The sequence below is a fragment of the Xylella fastidiosa genome (assembly GCF_011801475.1).
Lineage (GTDB): Bacteria > Pseudomonadota > Gammaproteobacteria > Xanthomonadales > Xanthomonadaceae > Xylella > Xylella fastidiosa.
In genome coordinates this window covers 2,001,926-2,022,391 of record NZ_CP044352.1, presented here as the reverse complement: position 1 = coordinate 2,022,391, position 20,466 = coordinate 2,001,926, and the positions used below count along the sequence as shown (strand labels likewise).

Genomic DNA, 20,466 nt, shown 5'->3' with positions numbered 1-20,466 from the left:
GGATGCGATGACCCCACTCCAGATCACCATCACCCCACAGGGCCGCGCCGCCCTAGTGAACGCCGAACATCATGGCACCGTCCCCGTGCGGCTTGCCTCTGTCGGCCTGACCGCACAACACTTTGACCCCGCCGCGGCAACGATGCCTGATGAATCCAAACGCCTGACCACCTTCTCAGGCGGCGTGGTGGCCGCAGACACCATTCACATCACCATCGGCGATGCAACTAGCGACCAGTACGACGTCCGCGGCTTTGGCGTCTACCTGGATGATGGCACCTTATTTGCCACCTACTCCCAACAGGACATCATTCTCAGCAAATCCGCATCGGCCATGCTACTGCTGGCCATTGATGTTCGGTTCGTAGATACCGATGCGACTCAACTCACCTTCGGTGAAACCTCCTGGAACAACCCACCGGCGACACAGACAGTGGCAGGCGTGCTCACCTTGTCCAGCAACGCCCAAGCCATCGCGGGCCTGGATGACCGCAGCGCCATACCGCCTACCGCATTGAAAGCCACCCTGGATCACCGCCTAGGCGAAGCCGCCCCTTCCGACTACGCCAAAACACTGCTGGCCAGCGCCGATGCGCCCACCCTCCGCCACCTGCTGGGCCTAGGCGATGCTGCCGTGATGGACACCGGATCAGGAAAAAACTTGGACGCAGATTTACTTGACGGCTATCACGGCACCTACTACCTACAATGGAGAAACCTCCAGAACACACCACAGACCTATCCACCGAGTGCCCACCAGCACGCCAGCAGCGATATCCCAGAACTGGCCTCGCAACTAGATACTCTGGTGAAAAAAACAGGAAGCCTCATGACAGGCTCGCTCCAATCCCAAGGCACCCTGATTGGTGACGCACTGGGTCACGGACGCATTCCGGCACTGAAAATCGGTAACGATTGTGAATTCTGGGACAACAATATCCCTTACGCAGCCACCTTCCGCAGCGGCACCTCCCCAGCCATCGCACAACTGTTCTTCGGCACCAGCAACCATTGCTATTTCGGCACCAGCACCAAAAACACCAGCACAGTGATTGGTGCAAAAACGGGCCTACTGTGGATTGAAACCGCAGGCAATTACTACTACCAACAACACGACACAACCCACGTTGCCTTTTACAAAAAGAACGGAGGCCACGCCTTTTTCTGGAGACGCAGCGACAGCGGCGGCAACGGCAGTACCAATGAAGTACAACTGATGGCACTGGAAGACAATGGCAACCTGTCAGTGAAAGGCACTATCGTCTCGGCAGGCGGCTACGCCCAAGGCTCCTCCCGAAAACTCAAAGACATTGAAGGCCCCTTGCCCTATGGCTTGGCAGAGATTGAACAACTCACCCCCCTGATCGGACGCTACAAACCCTCCTACACCCCCGACGGACGCCGCCGCCTATTTTTAGAGGCAGAACAACTACTGGACCTGATGCCGGAAACGGTCAATCCCGAAGGCATCCCCTTCCAAGGCGCTTACGTCCCCTCGGTCAACCTGGACCAACTCCTGCCTGTACTGGTGAATGCCATTGCACAGCTATCAGCCAAAGTAAACGCACTGACCGACGCGCCACGCCACGCGGAAAAATAGCCACAGGACAGCAAACAGCTGTCGCACCGATCATCTCCCCGTCTTACAGCAGATGAAGGGCCTGATGACGGAACACTATCTACATGGCGTTGAAGTGCTGGAGATCGACGATGGCGCACGCGTCATCCAAACGGCCTCAAGCAGCGTCATTGGCCTGGTGGGCACTGCACCTTTGGCTGACGCCACCACCTATCCCCTCAACACCCCCGTGCTGGTACCAGGATCAACCGCGATGGCGGCCACACTAGGGACAGCAGGCACCTTGCCCCAGGCCATGGATAGCATTTTTGATCAGATTGGCGCGGCAGTGATTGTGGTGCGTATTGAAGATAGCGTTGATGAAACCCAGCGGCTGTCTCATGCTGTTGGTGGCATCAATGCCGCCAACGGCACCTATGAAGGCGTCCATGCGCTGCTGGCCGCCGAAAACATCACCGGCTACAAACCGCGCCTGCTGATTGCTCCAGGCTTGACCCACCAGCGCCCAGAACAGACACAGGCCAATCCCGTTGTGTCCGAATTGATCGGCATTGCCGAGCGACTGCGCGCCATCATCATTGCTGACGGCCCAGGCACCACTGATGCACAGGCCATTGCCTATGCCGGGGACTTTGGCAGCAAACGCGTGTTCCTGGTTGATCCGCGGATCACCACACTGGGTGCTGATGGCACCACCATCACCGCCTACAGCAGCGCTGCGGTGGCCGGACTCATCGCCAAGATAGATAACCGCAACGGCTGGTGGTGGTCCCCCTCCAATCAACCCATCAACGGCATTCTTGGCACCTCACGCCCCATTGATTTTGCATTGGGCGATGCCACCAGCCGCGCCAATCTGCTCAATGAAAAAAAGATTGCCACCATCATTCGCCATGACGGCTACAGACTATGGGGAAACCGCACCTTATCCAGCGATCCTAAGTGGACCTACCTCTGCGTGGTCCGCATCGCCGATATCATCGCCGATAGCCTACAAGCGGCCCACCTGTGGGCGGTGGATCGCTCCATTACCAAAACATACGCCAGTGATGTTGAGGAAGGCGTCAATGCCTATCTGCGACGACTGAAAAGCCTGGGCGCGATTATTAATGGCCGATGCTGGGCGGATACAGCACTCAACACAAAAGACGCCATCACCGCCGGACACGTCTATTTTAATTTTGACTTCACCCCGGCCTATCCGGCCGAACACATCACCTTCCGTAGTCGGCTCACCAGTGATTATCTTGTGGAGGTGTTCTAATGTCCGCACCGCGTCATATCCTCAAACACCTCAACCTGTTTATTGATGGCAAAGGCTATGCAGGGCAGGTCGAAGACATCAACCTGCCAAAATTGACCTTAAAAACCGAAGAGTTTCGGGGTGGCGGCATGCTGGCCCCTGTAGAACTCACGATGGGCATGGAGAAGCTAGAAACCGATGTCAGCTTGATTTGCTACAGCAGCGACGCACTCCTGCTGTTCGGCGTTACCGAAGGAAAGCAGGTGAACTGCACCGTGCGTGGCTTTCTGGAATCCTTCGATGGGACGACAACATCCCTTGCGATCCATCTGCGCGGCAAAGTCAAAGAAATCGATCGCGGCACCTGGAAACCGCCGGACAAATCCAGCCTAAAACTGGCCTTGGCACTGAGCTACTACAAAGAAGTGCATAACGCCACCGTCATTCATGAAATCGACATAGAAAACATGATCTTCCAGCAAAACGGCATTGATCTGCTCGCCCCCGCTCGCAACGCACTAGGACTCTAACCATGACCGGACCGACCACTGATAAACCGTACATCCGCGAAGCAGAAGGCGGCGTACGCATCACCTTAGCCTCACCCGTCAGCATCAATGGCACCACCGTCAATGAACTATGGATGCGCGAACCGACCGCAGGGGATATGAAACGCTCCTTTGCACTCCCAGGCAACGAAGGCGAACGCGAATTGCGCATCTTTTCCAACCTTCTTGAAGTGTCCCCCGAAGCCTTAGAAACCTTCAGCCTGCGTAACTACAAACGGCTACAGGAGGCCTTTTTGATTTTTATCGAGTGAGGCTAACGCTGGAAGAACTCCGCCAAGGCGTTCTAGCCTTAGCCTCACATACAGGATGGTCACGCGTGGACATTCTCGCGCTCCCAATGCGTGAATTCCTATTCTGGATCGACGGATTACCGCGCGATGGCGAGTAAAAAACAATTCCACGCAAGCCTCATCATTGCTGGGCACCTGTCCAGCACATTGAAAAGCGCCTTCGGGTCCACACAGCGCAACGTACAACGTATTGGTGCGGCGGTCACCACACTCTCGCGGCAGCAACGTCTGCTCGGGCAAGGCATTCAAACCTTTGGGCGCATGGGTCGTAATATTGACGGGCTGCGCACCCGGTATGACGCATTAACCAGACAATTAGAACGCACCCGCGCCGCGCAACAGCGACTCAACCAAGCACAATCGGCCCTTGAAGGACACCGCGCCCGCCTTTCACAGATGCGCGGACAGCTCGGGGGGGCCGTAGGGGCCTTGGGGGCCGTCTCTGCCGCCGCGTTTTTCCCCATCAAGGCAGCGGTTGAGTTTGAAACCGCCATGCTTGGCATTGCCAAGCAAGTCGATGGCGCACGCGACAATACCGGCAAGTTGACCTCCGTGTATTACGACATGGGCAACGCCATCCAGCAGCTCGCGCGTACGATCCCTATGGCCACCAATGAACTGGCTGACATGGTGACCGCCGGTGCCCGTATGGGCATTGCCGAAGGCATGAACCCAGAACAGGCAAGAAAAACGCTGATCGAATTTACCCGCGTCTCGGCCATGGCGGCCACCGCCTTTGAAATGCCCGCCGGTGAATTGGCCGACAACATGGGAAAAATCGCTGGTATTTTCAAAATCCCGATCAGCGACATTGAGCGTTTGGGCGACGCCATCAACTACCTGGATGACAACGCCATCTCTAAAGGGGGTGACATCATCAAAGTGATGCAGGGCGACCTGGCCGGAGCAGCCTCCACCATGGGCTTATCGGCCAAAAATGCCGCCGCCCTGGCGTCCACCTTCCTCACCTTGGGTGAATCTGCCGAACGCGCTGATACCGCCGCCTCTGGAATGCTGCGGCAATTACAAATTGCCAAAATGAACCCCAAACGCTTCCAGATCGGCGTGGGGATGTTGGGCATGACCGCTGACCAACTCCAAAAAGGCATGGTCACCGATCCCCAGTCCATGATTCTGGACGTCCTCACACGCATTAAAAAACTCCCAGTCGAACAGCAAATGGAGGCCGTCACACGCCTGTTCGGCAAAGACTGGGGCGGGGCCATCGCCAAGCTTGCGAACGGCGTTGATGAATACCGCCGCCAACTGGCGCTGGCCAACGGAGAAGCCGCCAAAGGCAGCATGTCGCGGGAATTCAAATCTTGGCAGGACTCCACAGCAGGGCAATGGCAACAGACAAAAAATCGCCTCACCGAGCTTTCCGTAGCCATTGGTAACGCCTTACTGCCTGCTATCAACGACCTGTTAGCGTCCTCGGCTCCGGTCATTGAGCGATTTGCAGCATGGACACAAAAACATCCTGGCGTAGTGAAAGCGGTGCTGGGAACCGCCCTGGCGCTGGCCGGTGTTAGAGTCGCCGTCATCGCCCTGCGCTTTGCCTTTGCCGCCCTTCAGTATCCCCTGTTGCTCGGACTACGCCTGATCGCCTCGTGGCGGGCTGTGGGCACCTTGGCTTCTATGGCCCAAGTACGCACTGCGGCGCTGGCCGTGGGGCGTGTGTTAGGCCGCGTCGTCCCCGCCGCTTTCATGGTGGCTGGCCGTGCCGCATTGTGGTTGGGTCGCCTCTTGCTCATGAATCCGGTGGGATTGGCCGTCACCGCCATTGCTTCAGGCGCGTTGCTGATCATCCAACACTGGAACACCATCAAACCGTTCATGAGTGCCCTATGGGAAGGGGTTAAAACGATTTTCAGCGGTGCCTGGGGAGTGATTACAGGCCTCTTTACCGGCAACTTCGACCGCGTGAAAAACGGATTCAAAACGATGTTTGATGGCATCGGCACCATTGCCACCTCCTTCTTCGACAAGCTCAAATCACTATGGAATTGGGCCACCGAAAAGTTCACCACAATGAAACAATGGTTAGGCATCGGCGACAGCCTGACCCAACACACCATGACTACCGCAGGTGCAGGCGCAGCCCCCACAGCAACGGTGCGCATGCCGCCATTGGCGCAGCAGCATAGGACAAATAACGCCGATTACCGTAGCTATGCCACCTACAACATTACCCAACAACCGGGTGAACGTGGCGAAACCCTAGCACGCCGCATTGCCGCACAATCCAGCCAATCACAGAGGCAACCACGCAGCGCCCTGTACGACGATGTCAGAGGTCAAGAATGATCCGTCAAACCCTCTGGAGCGATGTCGCCGCACCCCTTCAAAACGCATTCCAAACCAACAACAGCGGCAACCGGCCTGTCCTGATGATGCTAGGTGGCTACACCTTCTCACTGGCGAGCCTCGTCTACCAAGAACTCGCCCGCGTGAACGAATACCGCTGGGCAGCCATCGAACGCTATGGGCAGCGCGATGCGCGCCAATACACCGGCCCAGGCGATGAAAGTATCGAACTGCCCGGTATCGCCTACCCAGATTGGCAAGGCCAACGTGCCTCATTGGACGAATTACGCGCCTTGGCCGCCCAAGGCAAACCCTTACAGCTCATTGATAGCAATGGCCTCATCCACGGCTGGTACGTCATCGAACGGATTGAAGAACGCCAAAGCGACCATCACCCCAACGGCACACCACGGCGCATTGAATTCACACTCGCCTTACAACGCGTCAACGATGACCACGCCGTAGAGGCCACCCCGTGAGCCTGCACACCTATCTCACACGCCACGGTGACACCGTCGACTGGCTCGCATGGAAGTATTACGCACGCACCGATGCCACCATCATCTCGGCGATTTATGAAGCAAACCACGGCTTAGCCGCATGGGGGCCCGTGCTGCCGGAAGGCATCGCGATCACCTTGCCAGACCCTGTGGCCACACCGCGCACCATTCCAGGAGTCACATTGTGGGAGTAACGCCCTGCTACCGGCTCATCGCCAACGACAACGATATTACCGCCCTCATCACCGAACGCATGGCAAGCCTACAGCTTTCCGATGAGTCCGGAAGCCATGCCGACACCTTGGAAGTTGTTCTGGCTGACCATCTACCTAACGCCCCGCTCAAGCTGCCACCGATGGGGGCGGAACTGGAACTGGCATTAGGGTATGACGGCCAATTACGCCCAATGGGCGTTTTCGTGTGTAGCGAAATCACATTGTCCGGCTGGCCAGCCACAATGACCCTGCGTGCCCACGCCGCCCCTTGGGAAGGCACCCCCAAAGGCAAAAGTGACCTGCAAACTCAAAAAACCCGCTCCTGGCCCGCCGGAACCACACTCGGTGCCATGCTATCCACAATGGCTGCCGAACATGGCATGACCTGGGCGATCTCCCCGTCGCTCACAGGCGTGGCATTACCCCACATTGATCAGACAGAAGAATCAGATATCAACGTCCTGCTACGGCTAGCACAGCGTTACGATGCGATTGCTAAACCTGCCGGAGGTCGACTGATCTTTGCCAAACGCGGCGAAGCTAAAAGCGTCACAGGCATTGATATGCCTCGCATCACCTTAACACCTGATGAGATTGCCTCCTGGCAAATGACCTACGCAACGCGGGACAGCCCCGGCACAGTGATTGCCTTCTATCGCCTGGCACGCCGCGCTGAACTGCATCAAGTCAGTGTCGGTGACGGGCATCCCGTTCACCGCATCAAACAATACCTGCCTGATGCCGCCGCCGCCATCGCTTCTGCTCGGGGTGAACTCTCACGCCGCGCCCGCGCTGAAACCAAACTCACTCTAGAGATGGCAGGGCGTGCGGAGCTGTCCGCAGAAGCCGTCTTGACACTCAACGGCTGGCGGGAAGGAGTGAATGGTGATTGGCTCGTCACCCGTGTGCAACATGGCCTAGACAAAAACGGCTACCGATGTAGCATCGAAGCCGAGCGGCCCAACAACCATCCAGATGTTGCTGCCGCCATCAACACGCAAGTACGCGATCAAGTCGTACGCCCGTCCCGCACCCATCATCAGAAAACATAAGGGCCTGCTATCGGTTCCGCATTCTCTGATACCTCAATGCGGCATTCTCTGATACCACCACCCCCACCGCGTCCAGCATATTAACCCTGCCGGACGCGGGGCCATTAAGGCCGCTCCACCCGCGAGGCGCTGGAGCAGCGCCTTTTCCGGCACTTTGATTTAACCGCTAAAAAAGGTTTTTCGTACTGAACATGTACCACTACACCGAATCAGGCCTAGGTAATGTGTGGTTACACAACGGGTTTACGGTGCACAAGACACCCTACGGCGACGGCATTGCTATTGATAATTTACCAAGTCTCCATAGAAGCCTTTCCCTAGCGCTGGCGCTAAAACCGGCCACCCTTTCAGGTGCCGAAATCCGTTTCATGAGAAAGGAACTCGAGCTATCGCAGCCCGAGTTCGCGGCTTGTCTGGGTACGACGACGCAGACGCTTGCGGCCTGGGAAGAGGGGAGGGCGGCGCTTCCAGATGCCGCAGACAAAATGATCCGCGTTTTGATCAATGCGCATTACAAAAGGTGATGGGTGGATCGGTTAACCCCAAACCCCACGGGTAGAATCCAAGGTGGTTTGCGCTCCGCAATTTCTCATTTCCATCAAAAACCCCCTGAAAATAACGATTAGTAATTTTACTCATTGCGGAGCTGATTATCACTCTAAGTTATTGATTATTAATGTTAAAATATGATGCATATAATGCTTACTTCAATTTGAGGTGCTTGGAATGTTGCAACGATTCGAAACCGGCGTGCGTATGTCCGAGATGACGGTTCACCGTGGGGTTTGCTATCTGGCGGGACAGGTGTCTGAAGATGCCAGTGTTGGTATCCGGGGACAGACTGAGCAAGTGCTGGCAGAGATAGACCGACTCTTGGCGCTTGCGGCTAGTGACAAGAGTAAGATATTGAGAGCTGAAATATTTCTGGCCGATATCAATGATTTTTCTGGGATGAACGAGGTTTGGGATGCCTGGGTACCGCAGGGCTTCACGCCGGCGCGTATGACGGTACAAGCCAAATTGGCCGATCCGGCATGGAAGGTTGAAATTATGGTGACTGCGGCACTTTAGTTAACTGTTCAAAGTGCTTATTGTCATTTGTTTGGTCGCCTTTTGATGATCACTAAGCGTTGGTTGCTATTCTAGATAGCCGTGTTTTTCTTTCTTATTGTCTTGCTTTCAAGTGGGCAGCCGGTACTGGATTGTAAGCATTCTAAATACTGATTTTGGTGAGACTACCAAGAGATCCTGAATGCTTACATTTCGTAGTAAAAGTCAAGGTGTGAATACTGCCTTCTGTTTCCTTTATCATCACTTTTTTGGTCAAGCTATCTTAGTGGGGATTTTAAGATAACATCGCTGGATATGTATGGCCTCGTGGCGCAATTGGATAGCGCGACGACCTCCTAAGTCGTAGGTTGTGGGTTCAAATCCCGCCGGGGCCACCAAAATTTTAGAGTTACTAAGTATTTTGATGTTGTTTTTCGAGTGTGTATATCAAGTGCTTTGTTATTTCTTTTTGAGACTCTAATCAGCTTGACAGATTATGTTGGTGTGTTTTGCGAATGAGGCGCGTCTACGGGCATTTAATGTGGTATTAGGAGATGCTAGTTTTAGCTCTAGTTAGAGCTGTTATTTCTAGAATATAGAATTGACTTGAAGAATGTAGGGATATACCCGAGAAGCCTATCGGTTTAAATTTATTCTAGATTATTTGCTGTTCAAACGTATTGATGTATTATGTGTTATTAGGGAGGTGAAATTATTTCTGATGGAAAGGAGTTATATAACACAGATTATTTAAGTCAATTTTATTTTATGTTATTCCCTTATTGAATCTTTACTAGAGATCTTGTTCGTAGCGTACGTAAGGTACTGTGCCGTCCTTGCTACTCTCATCGCTAGGTGCAAAAGGATTACTGCCGCGGCTGATGATATTTTCTGCCCCGACTGAGAAATGGCCGCTCCAAGGGGTGCGCCAAGTTAGGCCAAAACCAATACCTTTCAATTTTTCGGGACTGCGGCCAGGAGCGTCGACGACACGGCCAACGATGTGGGCACTGAACGATCCGTAACCACCACCGATGCTGAGGGTTTTACTGTCCCACTGCCCAGCAAGATCGGGAGTGGCATTTGTCAACGGAACTACACGGGCACGAGCATAGGTGCCACCTATGGAGACAAAGCCTTCTCTGCCTGCACTTTTCTGGCCAAACACAGTTAAGTTGTTCTGTTCGACTTTGGTCAAGTTAAAAGGAGTATTTCCAAATAACCATGCTGGCAGGATATTGCGCGCTCTACTAGCGGTGAATCCGAACCGAGTCGATTTGTGATTAAACAATGCAGTCGCTGCGATCTGGCGGTTGACATTATCTGCATTAATTTCGTCCAAGCTGGCAAGCAGGCAATGCATACTCAAACCGACCATGTTGATTCCAGTGCCATTGTTACATAGCAGTCCCAATGAACTAGTGGGAGATAAACCAAAGGCCATGTCTAACGAATTTTTGTTGAAGTTCCAGCGTGTACCCACTTTCTGTTCGCCAGCAGGTTCTAGGTAAAGTAGGGCTTCGACTTTGCCACTGCCTTTATTCCAGATTGGCAGTACTGCGCTGTTAGTAGAGTGAGAGGGGACCGTTGACTGCGCACTCGCAGGAAGAATAGCCGCTAGGGCGGCTATCAGTGCAAGGAGTAGGTGAGTCAAGTTTTTCATTGAGAGTGAGACCTGGTAAACATGGGCCAAGTTCCCCAAAAACATTGATCTGATATTAGGTGTCTTATGATTATTTAACAAGATGAAATTCTTTCAGATAGTGATAATCATCATGTTGTTATATTTTAAGTTCCATCGAATTTTCCTCTTCTGTTAAGGAAATAATGCGTCAATTTCTTTGTAAGAAAAGTGGTATTTTTGTCCGCAAAATTCGCATTTTACTTTGATTCTGCCGTTAGCTTCGAGAGCGGCGCGGGCTTCGTTTTCACCAAGTCCTTGCAACATTGCGGCGACTTTTTCGCGTGAACAGGAGCAGCCAAAGCGGAGCTGACGTTTTTCTAGTTGTTGTGGATTTTCTTTGTGAAACAAACGATGTAACAGAACTTGTCCGGAGAGTTCGAGCAGTTCAGATGCTTGCAGGGTGTCGAATAGGTCGCAAATGCGTGGCCAGCCATCCACATCGTCAGTATGACTAGGCAATTTTTGCAATAATAGCCCCGCCGCCCGCTTTCCTTCGGCTCCCAGTAAGATCCTGATTGGCGTCTGTTCAGAATCGCGGCAATAAATTTCGAATGCTTCAGTCAAGTTGGCTGCATCCAGTGCGATGAGGCTTTGGTGACGCTGTAGCTCATCTGGATTGAGTCCTGAACTTTCGACAGTGATTGCCAGCAGGGCATTGTGATCTAATTCGCGTAAACTGGTTGGTGCTTCGGAGTGAGAAATGTCCTCGGCCATATGGACAGTGCCGCGCAAGGTGCCGGATGTCGTGCATTCGGCAAACAATGTGCGTAACGCTGTTTTGCTGTGTAATGCCACTGAGAGGCGTCCATTTACCTTGGTGTGATTGGCAAATAGCGCCGCCGCTACTACAGCTTCACCAAGTAGCCTGCTTACAAATGCAGGATAGTGGTTTTTTTCCTGGATATTGCTCCAAGTTTCGTTAAGACTGACATGGATACCGCGCACTACGGCATGAGGTAACAGAAAGCGCGTCAGGGAGTCGTGATCGGTCATGAGTTGATTGTCGAGAACGCCTGCTTGGAGATAGAAAGAGCAGATTTAAGTGTTCAATGGATGATGGGGAAGCATGGGGATGTATCAGTGGATTCAAAGAGATAGTGACGTCCATCAACGGTGGATCTGGTGCCGTCGTCTGCTCATAGTGTCGCTAGTGTCAGCGTTAATGAGTGTGTTACAGGTGATTGTTTTTCGGTTTGTCGATCCACCGTTGAGTATGACGATGGTGGGGCGTTACTTGGAAGCCTGGAGCGATAGGCAGTGGAATTTTCGTCTGCATTATGTCTGGTGTGATTTGGAGCAGATTGCACCAAGTGTACCCATCTCGTTGGTTGCCGCTGAGGATCAGAGATTCCCTTTTCACCACGGTTTCGACTTTGATGCAATCAAGAAGGCACTTGGCCGTCACTCGCGTGGTGGGCATCTGCGTGGCGCCAGCACAATCAGTCAGCAGGTAGCAAAGAATCTGTTTCTCTGGAGTGGCCGCAGTTTCGTACGTAAGGGATTGGAAGGTTGGTACACGTTTTGGATCGAACTTTTTTGGCCTAAGCGTCGTATTTTAGAGATCTATGCCAACATTGCTGAGTTTGGTGATGGTGTGTATGGCGTGCAGGCTGCAGCACGGCGTTACTTAGGCAAGGGCGCTGCTGATTTGGATGAGAGCGATGCGGCTCAACTGGCTGCGGTGTTGCCTTCGCCGCGACATTATAATATTCAGCATCCCGGCCCTTATATACGGTGGCGAAGTTCATGGATTCAACGTCAAGCAAAACAGCTTGGCGGGTCGGCATACCTTGATATGCATTAGGATGCACTGGCGTTCGTTTTCTATATGCTTTGATGATGTGTCGCCGATTCCAAATTGGGCCATTGTTGGCCCTTGGTCGCTATACAACAGTTACGCAGCACCGTAGCGTGGTTGGCGCTGTTTGGTCATGCCTGCAAATAGATGTTGATGGATTTCTGGAAACATAGAGAGCAGCAATGTTTCGATCTCTTCGTGAATTCAATCTGAAGGCGGCCATGCTTTGTATAAGACATGGCAATCTGATAGAAAACACGCCAATTTACGGAAGCTGATCAAGGGCAAGCCCCTACGCATAATAGTTCCGAAAGCGCCTTAATATTTATAAGGTTGCATATCGAGTCTAGCCACGACTATCTGATTCAAACCCAAAGCACCTCCTAGACATTCGTGACGGTTCATACTCTGGAAGGACGTTTCTTGCAAAACATTGACATGAGAGAAAAGCCCGAAGGTGGGAAGGGCATGGCAGAACATACCCCACTGATGAAGCAATACTTCGCCGCCAAGGCTGAGTATCCAGACTTACTTTTGTTCTTCCGTATGGGAGATTTTTACGAGCTTTTTCATCAAGATGCCCGCAAGGCAGCGCGGTTACTCGATATCACTTTGACTCAGCGGGGTAGTTCCGGTGGTACTCCTATCCCAATGGCCGGTGTACCCGTTCATGCCTATGAAGGCTATTTGGCGCGGCTCATTGCCCTGGGTGAATCCGTTGCGATTTGCGAACAAATTGGAGATCCAGGGCTTGCTAAAGGGTTGGTTGAACGTAAGGTGGTACGCATCGTCACTCCAGGTACGATCACTGAGGAGGCGTTACTGGAGGAGCGTCGCGACACTCTATTGATGGCCTTATCACGCACTAAAAACTGTTATGGCTTGGCTTGGGCTGACTTAGCCGGTGGCCGTTTCCTGGTGAACGAAGTCGATAGCGAGGAGGCATTAGAAGCCGAACTCGCACGTCTGGAGCCAGCTGAGCTGTTACTCCCTGACGAGGATGCCTGGCCAGAGTATCTACAGCAGCGCAACGGTGTGCGTCGCCGTCCCCCATGGTTGTTTGATGCTGACAGCGGCCGCCGTAAATTACTAGCGTTTTTCAAACTGCACGATTTATCCGGCTTCGGTATCGAAAATAATCCACAAGCTACTGCGGCGGCGGGTGCACTTCTTGGCTACATTGAGGAGACACAGAAGCAGCGTCTGCCGCATCTGACTTCAATTACGATGGAGACTGTTGGCGAAGCGATTACGATGAACGCTGCCACACGTCGCCATTTGGAGCTGGACACCCGTGTGGATGGGGAGAGCCGCCACACCCTGCTTGGGGTGCTCGATAGTACGGTGACCCCGATGGGCGGACGGTTGCTGCGGCGGTGGCTGCATCGGCCGCTGCGGCTGCGCGAGGTGGTAAGACAACGTCATGCCGCCGTTGGGAGCATGATCGATAGCGATCTCGATAACAAACTCAGGGAGACTTTCCGTAGGCTTGGCGACATGGAGCGGATTTTGACCCGCGTGGCATTGCGCTCAGCACGTCCACGTGACATCTCCACATTACGGGATAGCCTCAGCCTCCTGCCACGTTTACGTGAGCTTCTCAATGCATCGGATTCGCCGCGCTTGCGCGTGTTGTACGCCGAGCTGGGTGAGCATGACAGCACCGCGTCTTTATTGGTAAAAGCCGTCGCAGAACAGCCACCCTTAAAGCTGACTGATGGCGGTGTGATTGCCCCAGAATACGATGTTGAATTGGACGAACTGCGTAAGCTCTCCAACAACGCGGATCAGTTCTTGATTGATCTTGAGACACGCGAGCGTGAATCCAGTGGTATTTCTACGCTGAAAGTCGGTTACAACCGTGTGCATGGTTACTATATTGAGATCAGCAAGGGCCAAGCCGACAAAGCACCGGTGCATTACACGCGGCGCCAGACACTGACTAACGCCGAGCGCTACATCACGGAGGAACTGAAAGCGTTCGAAGACAAAGTATTATCCGCGCGTGATCGTGCGTTGGCGCGGGAAAAATTGTTGTACGAACAGCTGCTGGACACCGTCGGGGCGCAACTGGAACCGCTGAAGCGTTGTGCCGCTGCGCTATCTGAGCTAGATGTACTTGTCTGCTTTGCCGAGCGCGCACAGACATTGGATTGGGTGCGTCCGGAGTTGGAGCACACATCATGCTTGCATATTGAGGGTGGCCGTCACCCGGTTGTGGAAGCTGTGCGTGAACAGCGATTCGAGCCGAATGACCTCTATCTTCACCCTGAGCGTCGCATGTTGGTTATCACCGGCCCCAATATGGGAGGCAAGTCGACCTACATGCGCCAGAATGCCTTGATTGTCCTGCTTGCTTATATCGGCAGCTACGTTCCGGCCAGCCGCGCGCTGATTGGACCGATTGACCGCATCATGACCCGTATCGGTGCTGGTGATGACCTGGCCCGAGGTCAGTCTACATTTATGCTTGAGATGACAGAGACCAGCTACATTCTGCACCATGCGACCGCGCAGTCGCTGGTACTGATGGACGAAATTGGTCGGGGGACCTCGACTTACGATGGCTTGGCGTTGGCGGATGCAGTCGCACGCCACTTAGCTCATATCAACCGTTGTTATACGCTGTTTGCCACGCATTATTTTGAGCTGACTGCACTAGCCGAGGAAACATATGAGGGAGGTCTGAGCGGTATCGCTAACGTGCATTTCGATGCTGTTGAGCATAGTGAACGCTTGGTCTTCATGCACACAGTGAAGGATGGTCCGGCCAATCGCAGTTTTGGCCTACAGGTGGCTGCTTTGGCTGGTCTACCAGCTGCGACCGTCGCACAGGCACGGCGGCGTTTAGCTGAACTGGAGCAGCGAGGCCGCGAAAGTCATGTTTCAGAAATAACACAGCTGGAATTGGATGCACCGCAGCAGTGCAATTTATTTGCGTCGGCGCCCTCAGCAGCTCAGGAAGCATTGGTTGCATTGCATCCTGATGAGTTGACCCCTAAGCAAGCATTAGAAGCGCTCTACCGACTCAAAGCGCTGCTATAACCAACACCAGTTTCAGAGAGGAGTTAATCGCGGCGCTTAAACAGTATGGTGAAAGTGGAGGTTGGGTAGGGCACGTGCACCGTAGATTGCCTGTCCTACACGTACCACCGTCGCCCCTTCTTCTATAGCTATTTCCAAATCTCCTGACATGCCCATGGATAGCTCGGTTATGTGGTGGCCCTGGGGTGATGCTTGTTGGATGCGATCTCGTAGGATGCGCAGCTGTGTAAAGCATTGCCGCACCCGCGAGGTGTCACCAGAGAGCATTGCCAACGTCATCAAACCGCGTACCCGAAGCGCTGGATATGCGGAGAGTGCCTGTACGAAACGGACAACTTCTTCGGGAGGTAATCCGTATTTGTTTGTTTCGCCAGAGGTATTGACTTGAATCAACACGTCGAGGCTACGTCCCTCTATCTGAAGACGTCGCTCCAATGCTTCTGCAACACGAAAACTATCGAGTGCCTGGAATTCCGAGGCAAACCGTGCAACTAGCTTGGCTTTATTGGTTTGCAGGTGCCCAATGACCGACCAATACAGATCAGTGAGATCGCTCATCGCTTCCCACTTGTGGTAAGCATCCTGAGCTTTGTTCTCTCCGAGCTTCCTGCATCCGGCTTCGTAGGATAATCGGATATGCACTTCATCCGCGGTTTTGCTGACTGGCAACAGCGTCACGCTGCTGGGATCGCGGTCAACACTTTGGCAGGCAGCAACGATACGGCTATACACCTTGGTTAGATTGCTGCGAATATCTTCCACGGTCAGTGTTTGCAAGCCGCGTATTGGATCGGCAGCATGTTTCACAGATAAGGCAGTCATTTGATTCCCCCTCACAGAATTTGTCCGACATAGTGCGCGTTTATTGCCTTGCTCAGATTATCTGAAACTCCGCTAAGGATATTCTGTATGTGCTTAAGCTAATTGTGTTTCGAATTTCAATCTCAATATTCAATTCTTTCTGCAATGCCATATGGAGCTGCATCGCAGGCATAAGAAACGAGTAGCTCTTCAGTTGGACTAGAGACAGTAGCCCTATCCGTGAATGTGTCTCAAAGGCTTGGCAAATCCTAAATGTGGTCTACAATACCTAACACAACGTGCAATGTGCGGGAATAGCTCAGTTGGTAGAGCGCAACCTTGCCAAGGTTGAGGTCGCGAGTTCGAGCCTCGTTTCCCGCTCCAATACAATCAATAGGTTGCGCAATTTTCTCAATATTTGATTTATTAATTGGCGCGCAGCTTGCCCATATAGGCGTCAATAACGCGAACAGCATCGGCCATATTATTAGGCGGGTGCTTGGCGTAAACGTCCGTAATCCCACTATATGCACGGTGCCCAAGCATCCCTTGAATGTTCTCCGCAGCCATGCCCTCCGAGCGTAGCTCGGTAGCCATATCGGCGGTGTAGGCGATCACTACTTTAATGGCCATCTGCATGGCCTAGGCTTTTTCAATTGATCGCGGCACAGTACGAATTATTAACAAAAAGAGACCTGGCGGCCATTAACGGCCTTGTGTTTGGCTTGCGATTCGGCACTGTCGGCAAAAACACGGTTCCTAATCTTGTGAACGACCAAATCGCCTGTGTGCTCTCTGGATCGCCAGATTACGCTCAAGCGCGTATCTGAATGTTTCCGGCAGCGGTAGTGAGCGCGATGCCGGAGGCGAATTCCGGAAATTCCCTACATGCGATCACGGGATTTTCTGAGACTTATCTCTCTTTTTTCCTGATACGTTAGAAAAAATAACGCTGCCTGGTTCAAGTGTTTTAGAGATGTCTAATTTATTTATCCTATTAAACCGATTGAATCGTTAGTAGCACACTTTCAAAGATTAGGGGAATTTTTATGGAAAAGAGACAACAAGGCTTCACCCTGTTAGAGGTCATGATCGCGCTTATAGTGGTCCCTGTTCTCGCGGCAATTACGTTACCGCTATATCAGAATTACATCGCTAAAGCGCAAGTGACGGTAGCACTAGCGGATATCACGCCGGGGAGGGTGGGCGTTGAAATGCAGCTCATTAAAGGACAGCGCACCCAAAGCCCAAGCGATATCAGTTTGCACGCGCCTACAACGCGCTGCCGGAGTATTACGGTTGATGTAGAGGCACCGAGAACGCGATCCTTTATTGATCCGAACGGAAAAGAAAGAGTAGTGCCCGCTAATAGCCCAATGCCATCTATCACATGCGTTATCAACGGCACTAGCGCAGTTGATGGCAAATTCATCCAATGGCTGCGTATATCCGATGTAGGTTTGCATGGCTCAAGCGCCGATACCAACGGCAATAACATAGTAGGTAAATGGTTTTGCCTAACAAACGTCGACGAAGAATTAAGGCCGATAGCATGTAAAGACTCATTTCCCGATGTGCCTGCATATTCTTAACCGAACGAGTAATGAGCGCCGATGTGTTCGGCAGTCCCGCGCCGCCGCCACTCCCATATAAAAGGTGTCCACGCGGCGGAGCGTTCGGACAATGGCTAAGTAAGGGCCGCGTGTTCACCTTCTCCGGCGTTGTGTGCCTTGATTTTCTGCGCATAAAACGCCTGGATAAGTGCGTTATCTATCACCAAGCGCTCGGCATCCATCACATTCTCGTTAAGCTCCTTCCATGTCGTCCACCACGGCGAGCCTTCCGCAGGAGTGATCGGCCCCTAATTCAACGTTGTTGTAGTGCCTGTAAGCAGTCCAGACTCTAGCTAAGATGGCTGCTGTGGTTGCCGTCAATCTTCGAAGCAATGCCTCACGAAAACCAACGCACAGTCAGTAACTTGGTAACACCGCTGCTGCCGTACTGTTTAATCGCGTTATACAGTGAGCGAATGACTGGACCCGCCCGCCACGCTTTCAATTAATTGGTGCTTATGAAGTGACTCCGTACCGCTGCCAGTGATGGCACACTTAAACACATGCTACGGAACCGCGGCGCATTGGGCGGAAACTCGCTGCCTTCAGCAATGCACGCCGCCAACTCTTCCACAAACTGAGCCGCCTCCAGCCCAACCAGCATCTTGCGTCAGGTTTCACAGGCCACGGTCAGGGTGACATCTTCGTTCTGGGATGACTGCCCAGCACGTTCACCAAGGCGCCGTCATCCGTTCCCACAAGCGGCGTAGCCAATGCGACGGGATCACCGCGGTTTGCGCAAGCGTGGCGGTGCTACTGCAATCCTTCCTGTCTATCAAATTGTTTATGGAAGGCGGCGGCTTGGTCTGCAAGGCAGTATCGCATAGGTCTGTGATGGTATTTATGGGGTTGATATCCGTGCTTCATGGAGCTGATTTTGTCTTCGGCAGTGCGGCGAATCCAGTTACGCCAGGTGGCCTCCAAATCCTGTTTGCGCGCCTTGGCTTCGGACAGCCTCCCTTTTCCCGATTCTCAAGCGATAAGAGGTTTGTATCGCGCAAGTAGTCGCCTGGATAGCGTCAAAATAATTCACAGCCTACCTCCGAGATGAATGCGCCAGTAAAACAAATGCATCACACCCTGTTGTCTATTGAGCACCGCCTGCCGGATATCTACACCTTCCACGACTTGCAGTTGCTTTGTGGCAGAGGAAAAAAAGTTAAACGTGCGCGCGTCGAAGAATGGGCGCGGCGACAAGGCATCCCCTACAAGTACGACGGAGAGGGTGGAATCTGGACCACACTCCAAGCACTCAATGCCGCACTGGGGATCGGTACAGACTTAGCCGACGCACCATATCGACCAGAAGACATCGTGTAATGCCTCGGCCACGCAAGTATCACCCGTCGATTCCGCCACACATTGATCAATCCAAAATCCCAAAAGGAATCTATTGGGGGGATGGACGCTGGTATACGCTGATACCTCACCCAGAGGGCGGGCGGCACCAGAAACGAACCATCGCAGGTCGCGCAGCGCGCTTATCTGACCTGCACGCCATCATTGAACAGCAACACACGGGCAACGTGAAAGGAACCGTTGGTGACGTGTTTAATCAGTTTCATCACTCAAGCGAGTTTGCAGGGTTGGCGAAAGCCACCCAGAAAGACTATCAATGGTGCGCACAAGCCATCCAAAGTTTTCTACTCAAAGACAACACCACATTAGGAAGCAAAGCCGTTAACAGGCTCAATGTGCCCACGTGGCAGCGTTTGGTTGAAGTCATCGCGCAAGGCCGCCCTGCACAGGGAGACAGTGAAGCGATTCAGCCGGCACCATCCAAGGCAAACCATATGCTGCGTTATGCACGCCGCGCTTTCGCCTGGGGTATTCGGCACGGTCATTGCACGACCAATCCCGCACATGGAGTCAAACAGGCCAAGGAACGCGCCAGATATCGTATGCCAGATTTAAAAACCTTTGCTGCAATACATGCATTTGCCGCCGAACGAGGCCAGCGCCAAGCACATAGCATTGGCTCAGTGGCTCCCTACTTGGCCGCCGCTATGACATTTGCTTACGGCTTACGCCTACGAGGCATTGAGGTATGTACCCTCACCGATGCCCACCACAAACCGGAAGGCATCTTATCCAATCGGAGAAAAGGCAGCCGTGACAACATCACTCGTTGGAATGACGAATTACGCTCAGCGTGGGATTGGCTTGTTCAGTATCGGGCTGCCCGCTGGGCATCTCACAAGCGCGCTACACCCCTACGGCCTGAAAATCGGTTCTTGTTCGTCAACCAATCCGGCGCACGGTTAAGCAAGTCATCACTGGACACTGCATGGCAGCGGATGATTGTCATGGCCATCATGGAAGGTGTCATCACAGAAGAAGAACGCTTCTCGCTGCACGGGCTCAAGCACCGAGGGATCACCGATAGTGAAGATAAGCGCTCCGGCGGACACCGCACTGAAGTGATGCGCGAGCGTTACGACCATGAAATACCTATCGTGGAACCTCCAAAAAAACCAGGGTTTTCCAGATCGCTTCACCGGCGCTATAAATAAATGCTTTTGGCATCATATTAAGGTATTGATTTATATGGTGCCGCTTCACAGATTCGAACTGTGGACCTACTGATTACAAATCAGTTGCTCTACCAACTGAGCTAAAGCGGCAATTTCTTACATGCATGTCTATTGTTGAACGCACATGGAATTTAACACGAACTCTTCAACGTTGCCTTGTCTAGGATCAATCCTACCATTTGTATT

At 52.9% G+C, this 20,466-nt stretch carries 20 protein-coding genes, 3 tRNA genes and 1 pseudogene; 17 read left to right on the top strand and 7 right to left on the bottom strand.

Features of this window, described 5'->3' with window-relative positions; genetic code table 11:
- Nucleotides 1-7 precede the first annotated feature (7 nt).
- The 11 genes from F7G16_RS09260 to F7G16_RS09210 all read left to right on the top strand — a co-directional run bounded on the left by F7G16_RS09260 (nucleotide 8) and on the right by F7G16_RS09210 (nucleotide 9,203).
- Nucleotides 8-1,600: a hypothetical protein gene (locus F7G16_RS09260; RefSeq protein WP_159241645.1), complete on the top strand. Its 1,593-nt coding sequence runs from the start codon at nucleotides 8-10 to the stop codon at nucleotides 1,598-1,600.
- A gap of 64 nt (nucleotides 1,601-1,664) precedes the next feature.
- Nucleotides 1,665-2,843 (top strand): phage tail sheath subtilisin-like domain-containing protein, encoded by a 1,179-nt coding sequence (locus tag F7G16_RS09255; protein WP_128734780.1) that lies wholly within the window; start codon nucleotides 1,665-1,667, stop codon nucleotides 2,841-2,843.
- Entirely contained in the window at nucleotides 2,843-3,352 is a 510-nt protein-coding gene (locus F7G16_RS09250) for a phage major tail tube protein (protein WP_004086986.1), read from the top strand. Before F7G16_RS09255 ends, F7G16_RS09250 begins: the two co-directional genes overlap by 1 nt.
- Before the next feature lie 2 nt (nucleotides 3,353-3,354).
- Nucleotides 3,355-3,642, top strand: a complete 288-nt coding sequence (locus F7G16_RS09245; protein ID WP_011097930.1) for a phage tail assembly protein — start codon at nucleotides 3,355-3,357, stop codon at nucleotides 3,640-3,642.
- Between the two features lie 126 nt (nucleotides 3,643-3,768).
- The gene (locus tag F7G16_RS09240) at nucleotides 3,769-5,988 is read left to right on the top strand and encodes a phage tail tape measure protein (RefSeq protein WP_128723197.1); all 2,220 of its coding nucleotides are present in this window, start codon (nucleotides 3,769-3,771) and stop codon (nucleotides 5,986-5,988) included.
- Nucleotides 5,985-6,467, top strand: a complete 483-nt coding sequence (locus tag F7G16_RS09235) for a phage tail protein (RefSeq protein WP_011097928.1) — start codon at nucleotides 5,985-5,987, stop codon at nucleotides 6,465-6,467. Before F7G16_RS09240 ends, F7G16_RS09235 begins: the two co-directional genes overlap by 4 nt.
- Nucleotides 6,464-6,682, top strand: coding sequence for a tail protein X (locus F7G16_RS09230; RefSeq protein WP_004088371.1), 219 nt, complete (start codon nucleotides 6,464-6,466; stop codon nucleotides 6,680-6,682). Before F7G16_RS09235 ends, F7G16_RS09230 begins: the two co-directional genes overlap by 4 nt.
- Nucleotides 6,673-7,755: a phage late control D family protein gene (locus tag F7G16_RS09225; RefSeq protein WP_014607781.1), complete on the top strand. Its 1,083-nt coding sequence runs from the start codon at nucleotides 6,673-6,675 to the stop codon at nucleotides 7,753-7,755. Before F7G16_RS09230 ends, F7G16_RS09225 begins: the two co-directional genes overlap by 10 nt.
- Before the next feature lie 248 nt (nucleotides 7,756-8,003).
- Complete coding sequence (locus F7G16_RS09220; protein WP_228446138.1) at nucleotides 8,004-8,279, top strand: helix-turn-helix domain-containing protein; 276 nt, start codon at nucleotides 8,004-8,006, stop codon at nucleotides 8,277-8,279.
- A 202-nt stretch (nucleotides 8,280-8,481) separates the two neighbouring features.
- Nucleotides 8,482-8,826: a RidA family protein gene (locus F7G16_RS09215; RefSeq protein WP_004084923.1), complete on the top strand. Its 345-nt coding sequence runs from the start codon at nucleotides 8,482-8,484 to the stop codon at nucleotides 8,824-8,826.
- A 300-nt stretch (nucleotides 8,827-9,126) separates the two neighbouring features.
- Nucleotides 9,127-9,203: transfer RNA gene (locus tag F7G16_RS09210), tRNA-Arg, on the top strand.
- 395 nt (nucleotides 9,204-9,598) lie between these two features.
- Here the strand turns inward: F7G16_RS09210 and F7G16_RS09205 are convergent.
- Together F7G16_RS09205 and F7G16_RS09200 are read right to left on the bottom strand one after the other, a co-directional pair.
- A complete protein-coding gene (locus F7G16_RS09205; protein ID WP_370447390.1) occupies nucleotides 9,599-10,435 on the bottom strand; it encodes an XOO1806 family protein in 837 nt (278 codons plus the stop codon).
- A gap of 186 nt (nucleotides 10,436-10,621) precedes the next feature.
- On the bottom strand, nucleotides 10,622-11,482 hold the full coding sequence (locus F7G16_RS09200) for an Hsp33 family molecular chaperone HslO (protein WP_004087365.1): 861 nt from the start codon (nucleotides 11,480-11,482) through the stop codon (nucleotides 10,622-10,624).
- Nucleotides 11,483-11,561: 79 nt separating this feature from the next.
- Between F7G16_RS09200 and mtgA the strand changes: the two genes are divergently transcribed.
- The gene (gene mtgA, locus F7G16_RS09195) at nucleotides 11,562-12,293 is read left to right on the top strand and encodes a monofunctional biosynthetic peptidoglycan transglycosylase (protein ID WP_012382616.1); all 732 of its coding nucleotides are present in this window, start codon (nucleotides 11,562-11,564) and stop codon (nucleotides 12,291-12,293) included.
- A 432-nt stretch (nucleotides 12,294-12,725) separates the two neighbouring features.
- Nucleotides 12,726-15,332, top strand: a complete 2,607-nt coding sequence (mutS, locus tag F7G16_RS09190; protein ID WP_004087363.1) for a DNA mismatch repair protein MutS — start codon at nucleotides 12,726-12,728, stop codon at nucleotides 15,330-15,332.
- 36 nt (nucleotides 15,333-15,368) lie between these two features.
- Here mutS and F7G16_RS09185 read toward each other — a convergent pair whose 3' ends face one another.
- Nucleotides 15,369-16,154, bottom strand: coding sequence for a YggS family pyridoxal phosphate-dependent enzyme (locus F7G16_RS09185; RefSeq protein ID WP_004087362.1), 786 nt, complete (start codon nucleotides 16,152-16,154; stop codon nucleotides 15,369-15,371).
- Nucleotides 16,155-16,441: 287 nt separating this feature from the next.
- On the opposite strand from F7G16_RS09185, the gene F7G16_RS09180 reads away from it, so the two are divergent.
- A tRNA-Gly gene (locus tag F7G16_RS09180) sits at nucleotides 16,442-16,517 on the top strand.
- Nucleotides 16,518-16,559: 42 nt separating this feature from the next.
- On the opposite strand, the gene F7G16_RS09175 is transcribed toward F7G16_RS09180, so the two are convergent.
- On the bottom strand, nucleotides 16,560-16,772 hold the full coding sequence (locus F7G16_RS09175) for a hypothetical protein (protein WP_004087360.1): 213 nt from the start codon (nucleotides 16,770-16,772) through the stop codon (nucleotides 16,560-16,562).
- Nucleotides 16,773-17,182: 410 nt separating this feature from the next.
- Here F7G16_RS09175 and F7G16_RS09170 point away from each other — a divergent pair, with 410 nt between their 5' ends.
- On the top strand, nucleotides 17,183-17,725 hold the full coding sequence (locus F7G16_RS09170) for a pilin (RefSeq protein ID WP_004087359.1): 543 nt from the start codon (nucleotides 17,183-17,185) through the stop codon (nucleotides 17,723-17,725).
- Nucleotides 17,726-18,191: 466 nt separating this feature from the next.
- Here F7G16_RS09170 and F7G16_RS09165 read toward each other — a convergent pair whose 3' ends face one another.
- Together F7G16_RS09165 and F7G16_RS12330 are read right to left on the bottom strand one after the other, a co-directional pair.
- On the bottom strand, nucleotides 18,192-18,350 hold the full coding sequence (locus tag F7G16_RS09165) for a hypothetical protein (RefSeq protein WP_012382613.1): 159 nt from the start codon (nucleotides 18,348-18,350) through the stop codon (nucleotides 18,192-18,194).
- A gap of 149 nt (nucleotides 18,351-18,499) precedes the next feature.
- A pseudogene (locus F7G16_RS12330) lies at nucleotides 18,500-18,691 on the bottom strand (YdaU family protein); the annotation flags it as partial.
- A 102-nt stretch (nucleotides 18,692-18,793) separates the two neighbouring features.
- Here F7G16_RS12330 and F7G16_RS09160 point away from each other — a divergent pair.
- Both F7G16_RS09160 and F7G16_RS09155 read left to right on the top strand, forming a co-directional pair.
- On the top strand, nucleotides 18,794-19,066 hold the full coding sequence (locus F7G16_RS09160; RefSeq protein WP_011097923.1) for a hypothetical protein: 273 nt from the start codon (nucleotides 18,794-18,796) through the stop codon (nucleotides 19,064-19,066).
- Nucleotides 19,066-20,259, top strand: a complete 1,194-nt coding sequence (locus F7G16_RS09155; protein WP_011097922.1) for a site-specific integrase — start codon at nucleotides 19,066-19,068, stop codon at nucleotides 20,257-20,259. The genes F7G16_RS09160 and F7G16_RS09155 overlap by 1 nt, the downstream gene beginning before the upstream one ends.
- A 35-nt stretch (nucleotides 20,260-20,294) precedes the next feature.
- Here the strand turns inward: F7G16_RS09155 and F7G16_RS09150 are convergent.
- Nucleotides 20,295-20,370, bottom strand: a tRNA-Thr gene (locus tag F7G16_RS09150).
- Between the last annotated feature and the right edge of the window lie 96 nt (nucleotides 20,371-20,466).

What these genes read in the sequence shown, in the direction of transcription:
- F7G16_RS09260 (WP_159241645.1), top strand. Translation starts at nt 8, where the DNA reads ATGACCCCACTCCAGATCACCATCACCCCACAGGGCCGCGCCGCCCTA.
- F7G16_RS09255 (WP_128734780.1), top strand. Translation starts at nt 1,665, where the DNA reads ATGACGGAACACTATCTACATGGCGTTGAAGTGCTGGAGATCGACGAT.
- F7G16_RS09250 (WP_004086986.1), top strand. Translation starts at nt 2,843, where the DNA reads ATGTCCGCACCGCGTCATATCCTCAAACACCTCAACCTGTTTATTGAT.
- F7G16_RS09245 (WP_011097930.1), top strand. Translation starts at nt 3,355, where the DNA reads ATGACCGGACCGACCACTGATAAACCGTACATCCGCGAAGCAGAAGGC.
- F7G16_RS09240 (WP_128723197.1), top strand. Translation starts at nt 3,769, where the DNA reads ATGGCGAGTAAAAAACAATTCCACGCAAGCCTCATCATTGCTGGGCAC.
- F7G16_RS09235 (WP_011097928.1), top strand. Translation starts at nt 5,985, where the DNA reads ATGATCCGTCAAACCCTCTGGAGCGATGTCGCCGCACCCCTTCAAAAC.
- F7G16_RS09215 (WP_004084923.1), top strand. Translation starts at nt 8,482, where the DNA reads ATGTTGCAACGATTCGAAACCGGCGTGCGTATGTCCGAGATGACGGTT.
- F7G16_RS09200 (WP_004087365.1), bottom strand. Translation starts at nt 11,482, where the DNA reads ATGACCGATCACGACTCCCTGACGCGCTTTCTGTTACCTCATGCCGTA.
- mtgA (WP_012382616.1), top strand. Translation starts at nt 11,562, where the DNA reads ATGTATCAGTGGATTCAAAGAGATAGTGACGTCCATCAACGGTGGATC.
- mutS (WP_004087363.1), top strand. Translation starts at nt 12,726, where the DNA reads ATGAGAGAAAAGCCCGAAGGTGGGAAGGGCATGGCAGAACATACCCCA.
- F7G16_RS09185 (WP_004087362.1), bottom strand. Translation starts at nt 16,154, where the DNA reads ATGACTGCCTTATCTGTGAAACATGCTGCCGATCCAATACGCGGCTTG.
- F7G16_RS09175 (WP_004087360.1), bottom strand. Translation starts at nt 16,772, where the DNA reads ATGCAGATGGCCATTAAAGTAGTGATCGCCTACACCGCCGATATGGCT.
- F7G16_RS09170 (WP_004087359.1), top strand. Translation starts at nt 17,183, where the DNA reads ATGGAAAAGAGACAACAAGGCTTCACCCTGTTAGAGGTCATGATCGCG.
- F7G16_RS09165 (WP_012382613.1), bottom strand. Translation starts at nt 18,350, where the DNA reads ATGCTGGTTGGGCTGGAGGCGGCTCAGTTTGTGGAAGAGTTGGCGGCG.
- F7G16_RS09160 (WP_011097923.1), top strand. Translation starts at nt 18,794, where the DNA reads ATGAATGCGCCAGTAAAACAAATGCATCACACCCTGTTGTCTATTGAG.
- F7G16_RS09155 (WP_011097922.1), top strand. Translation starts at nt 19,066, where the DNA reads ATGCCTCGGCCACGCAAGTATCACCCGTCGATTCCGCCACACATTGAT.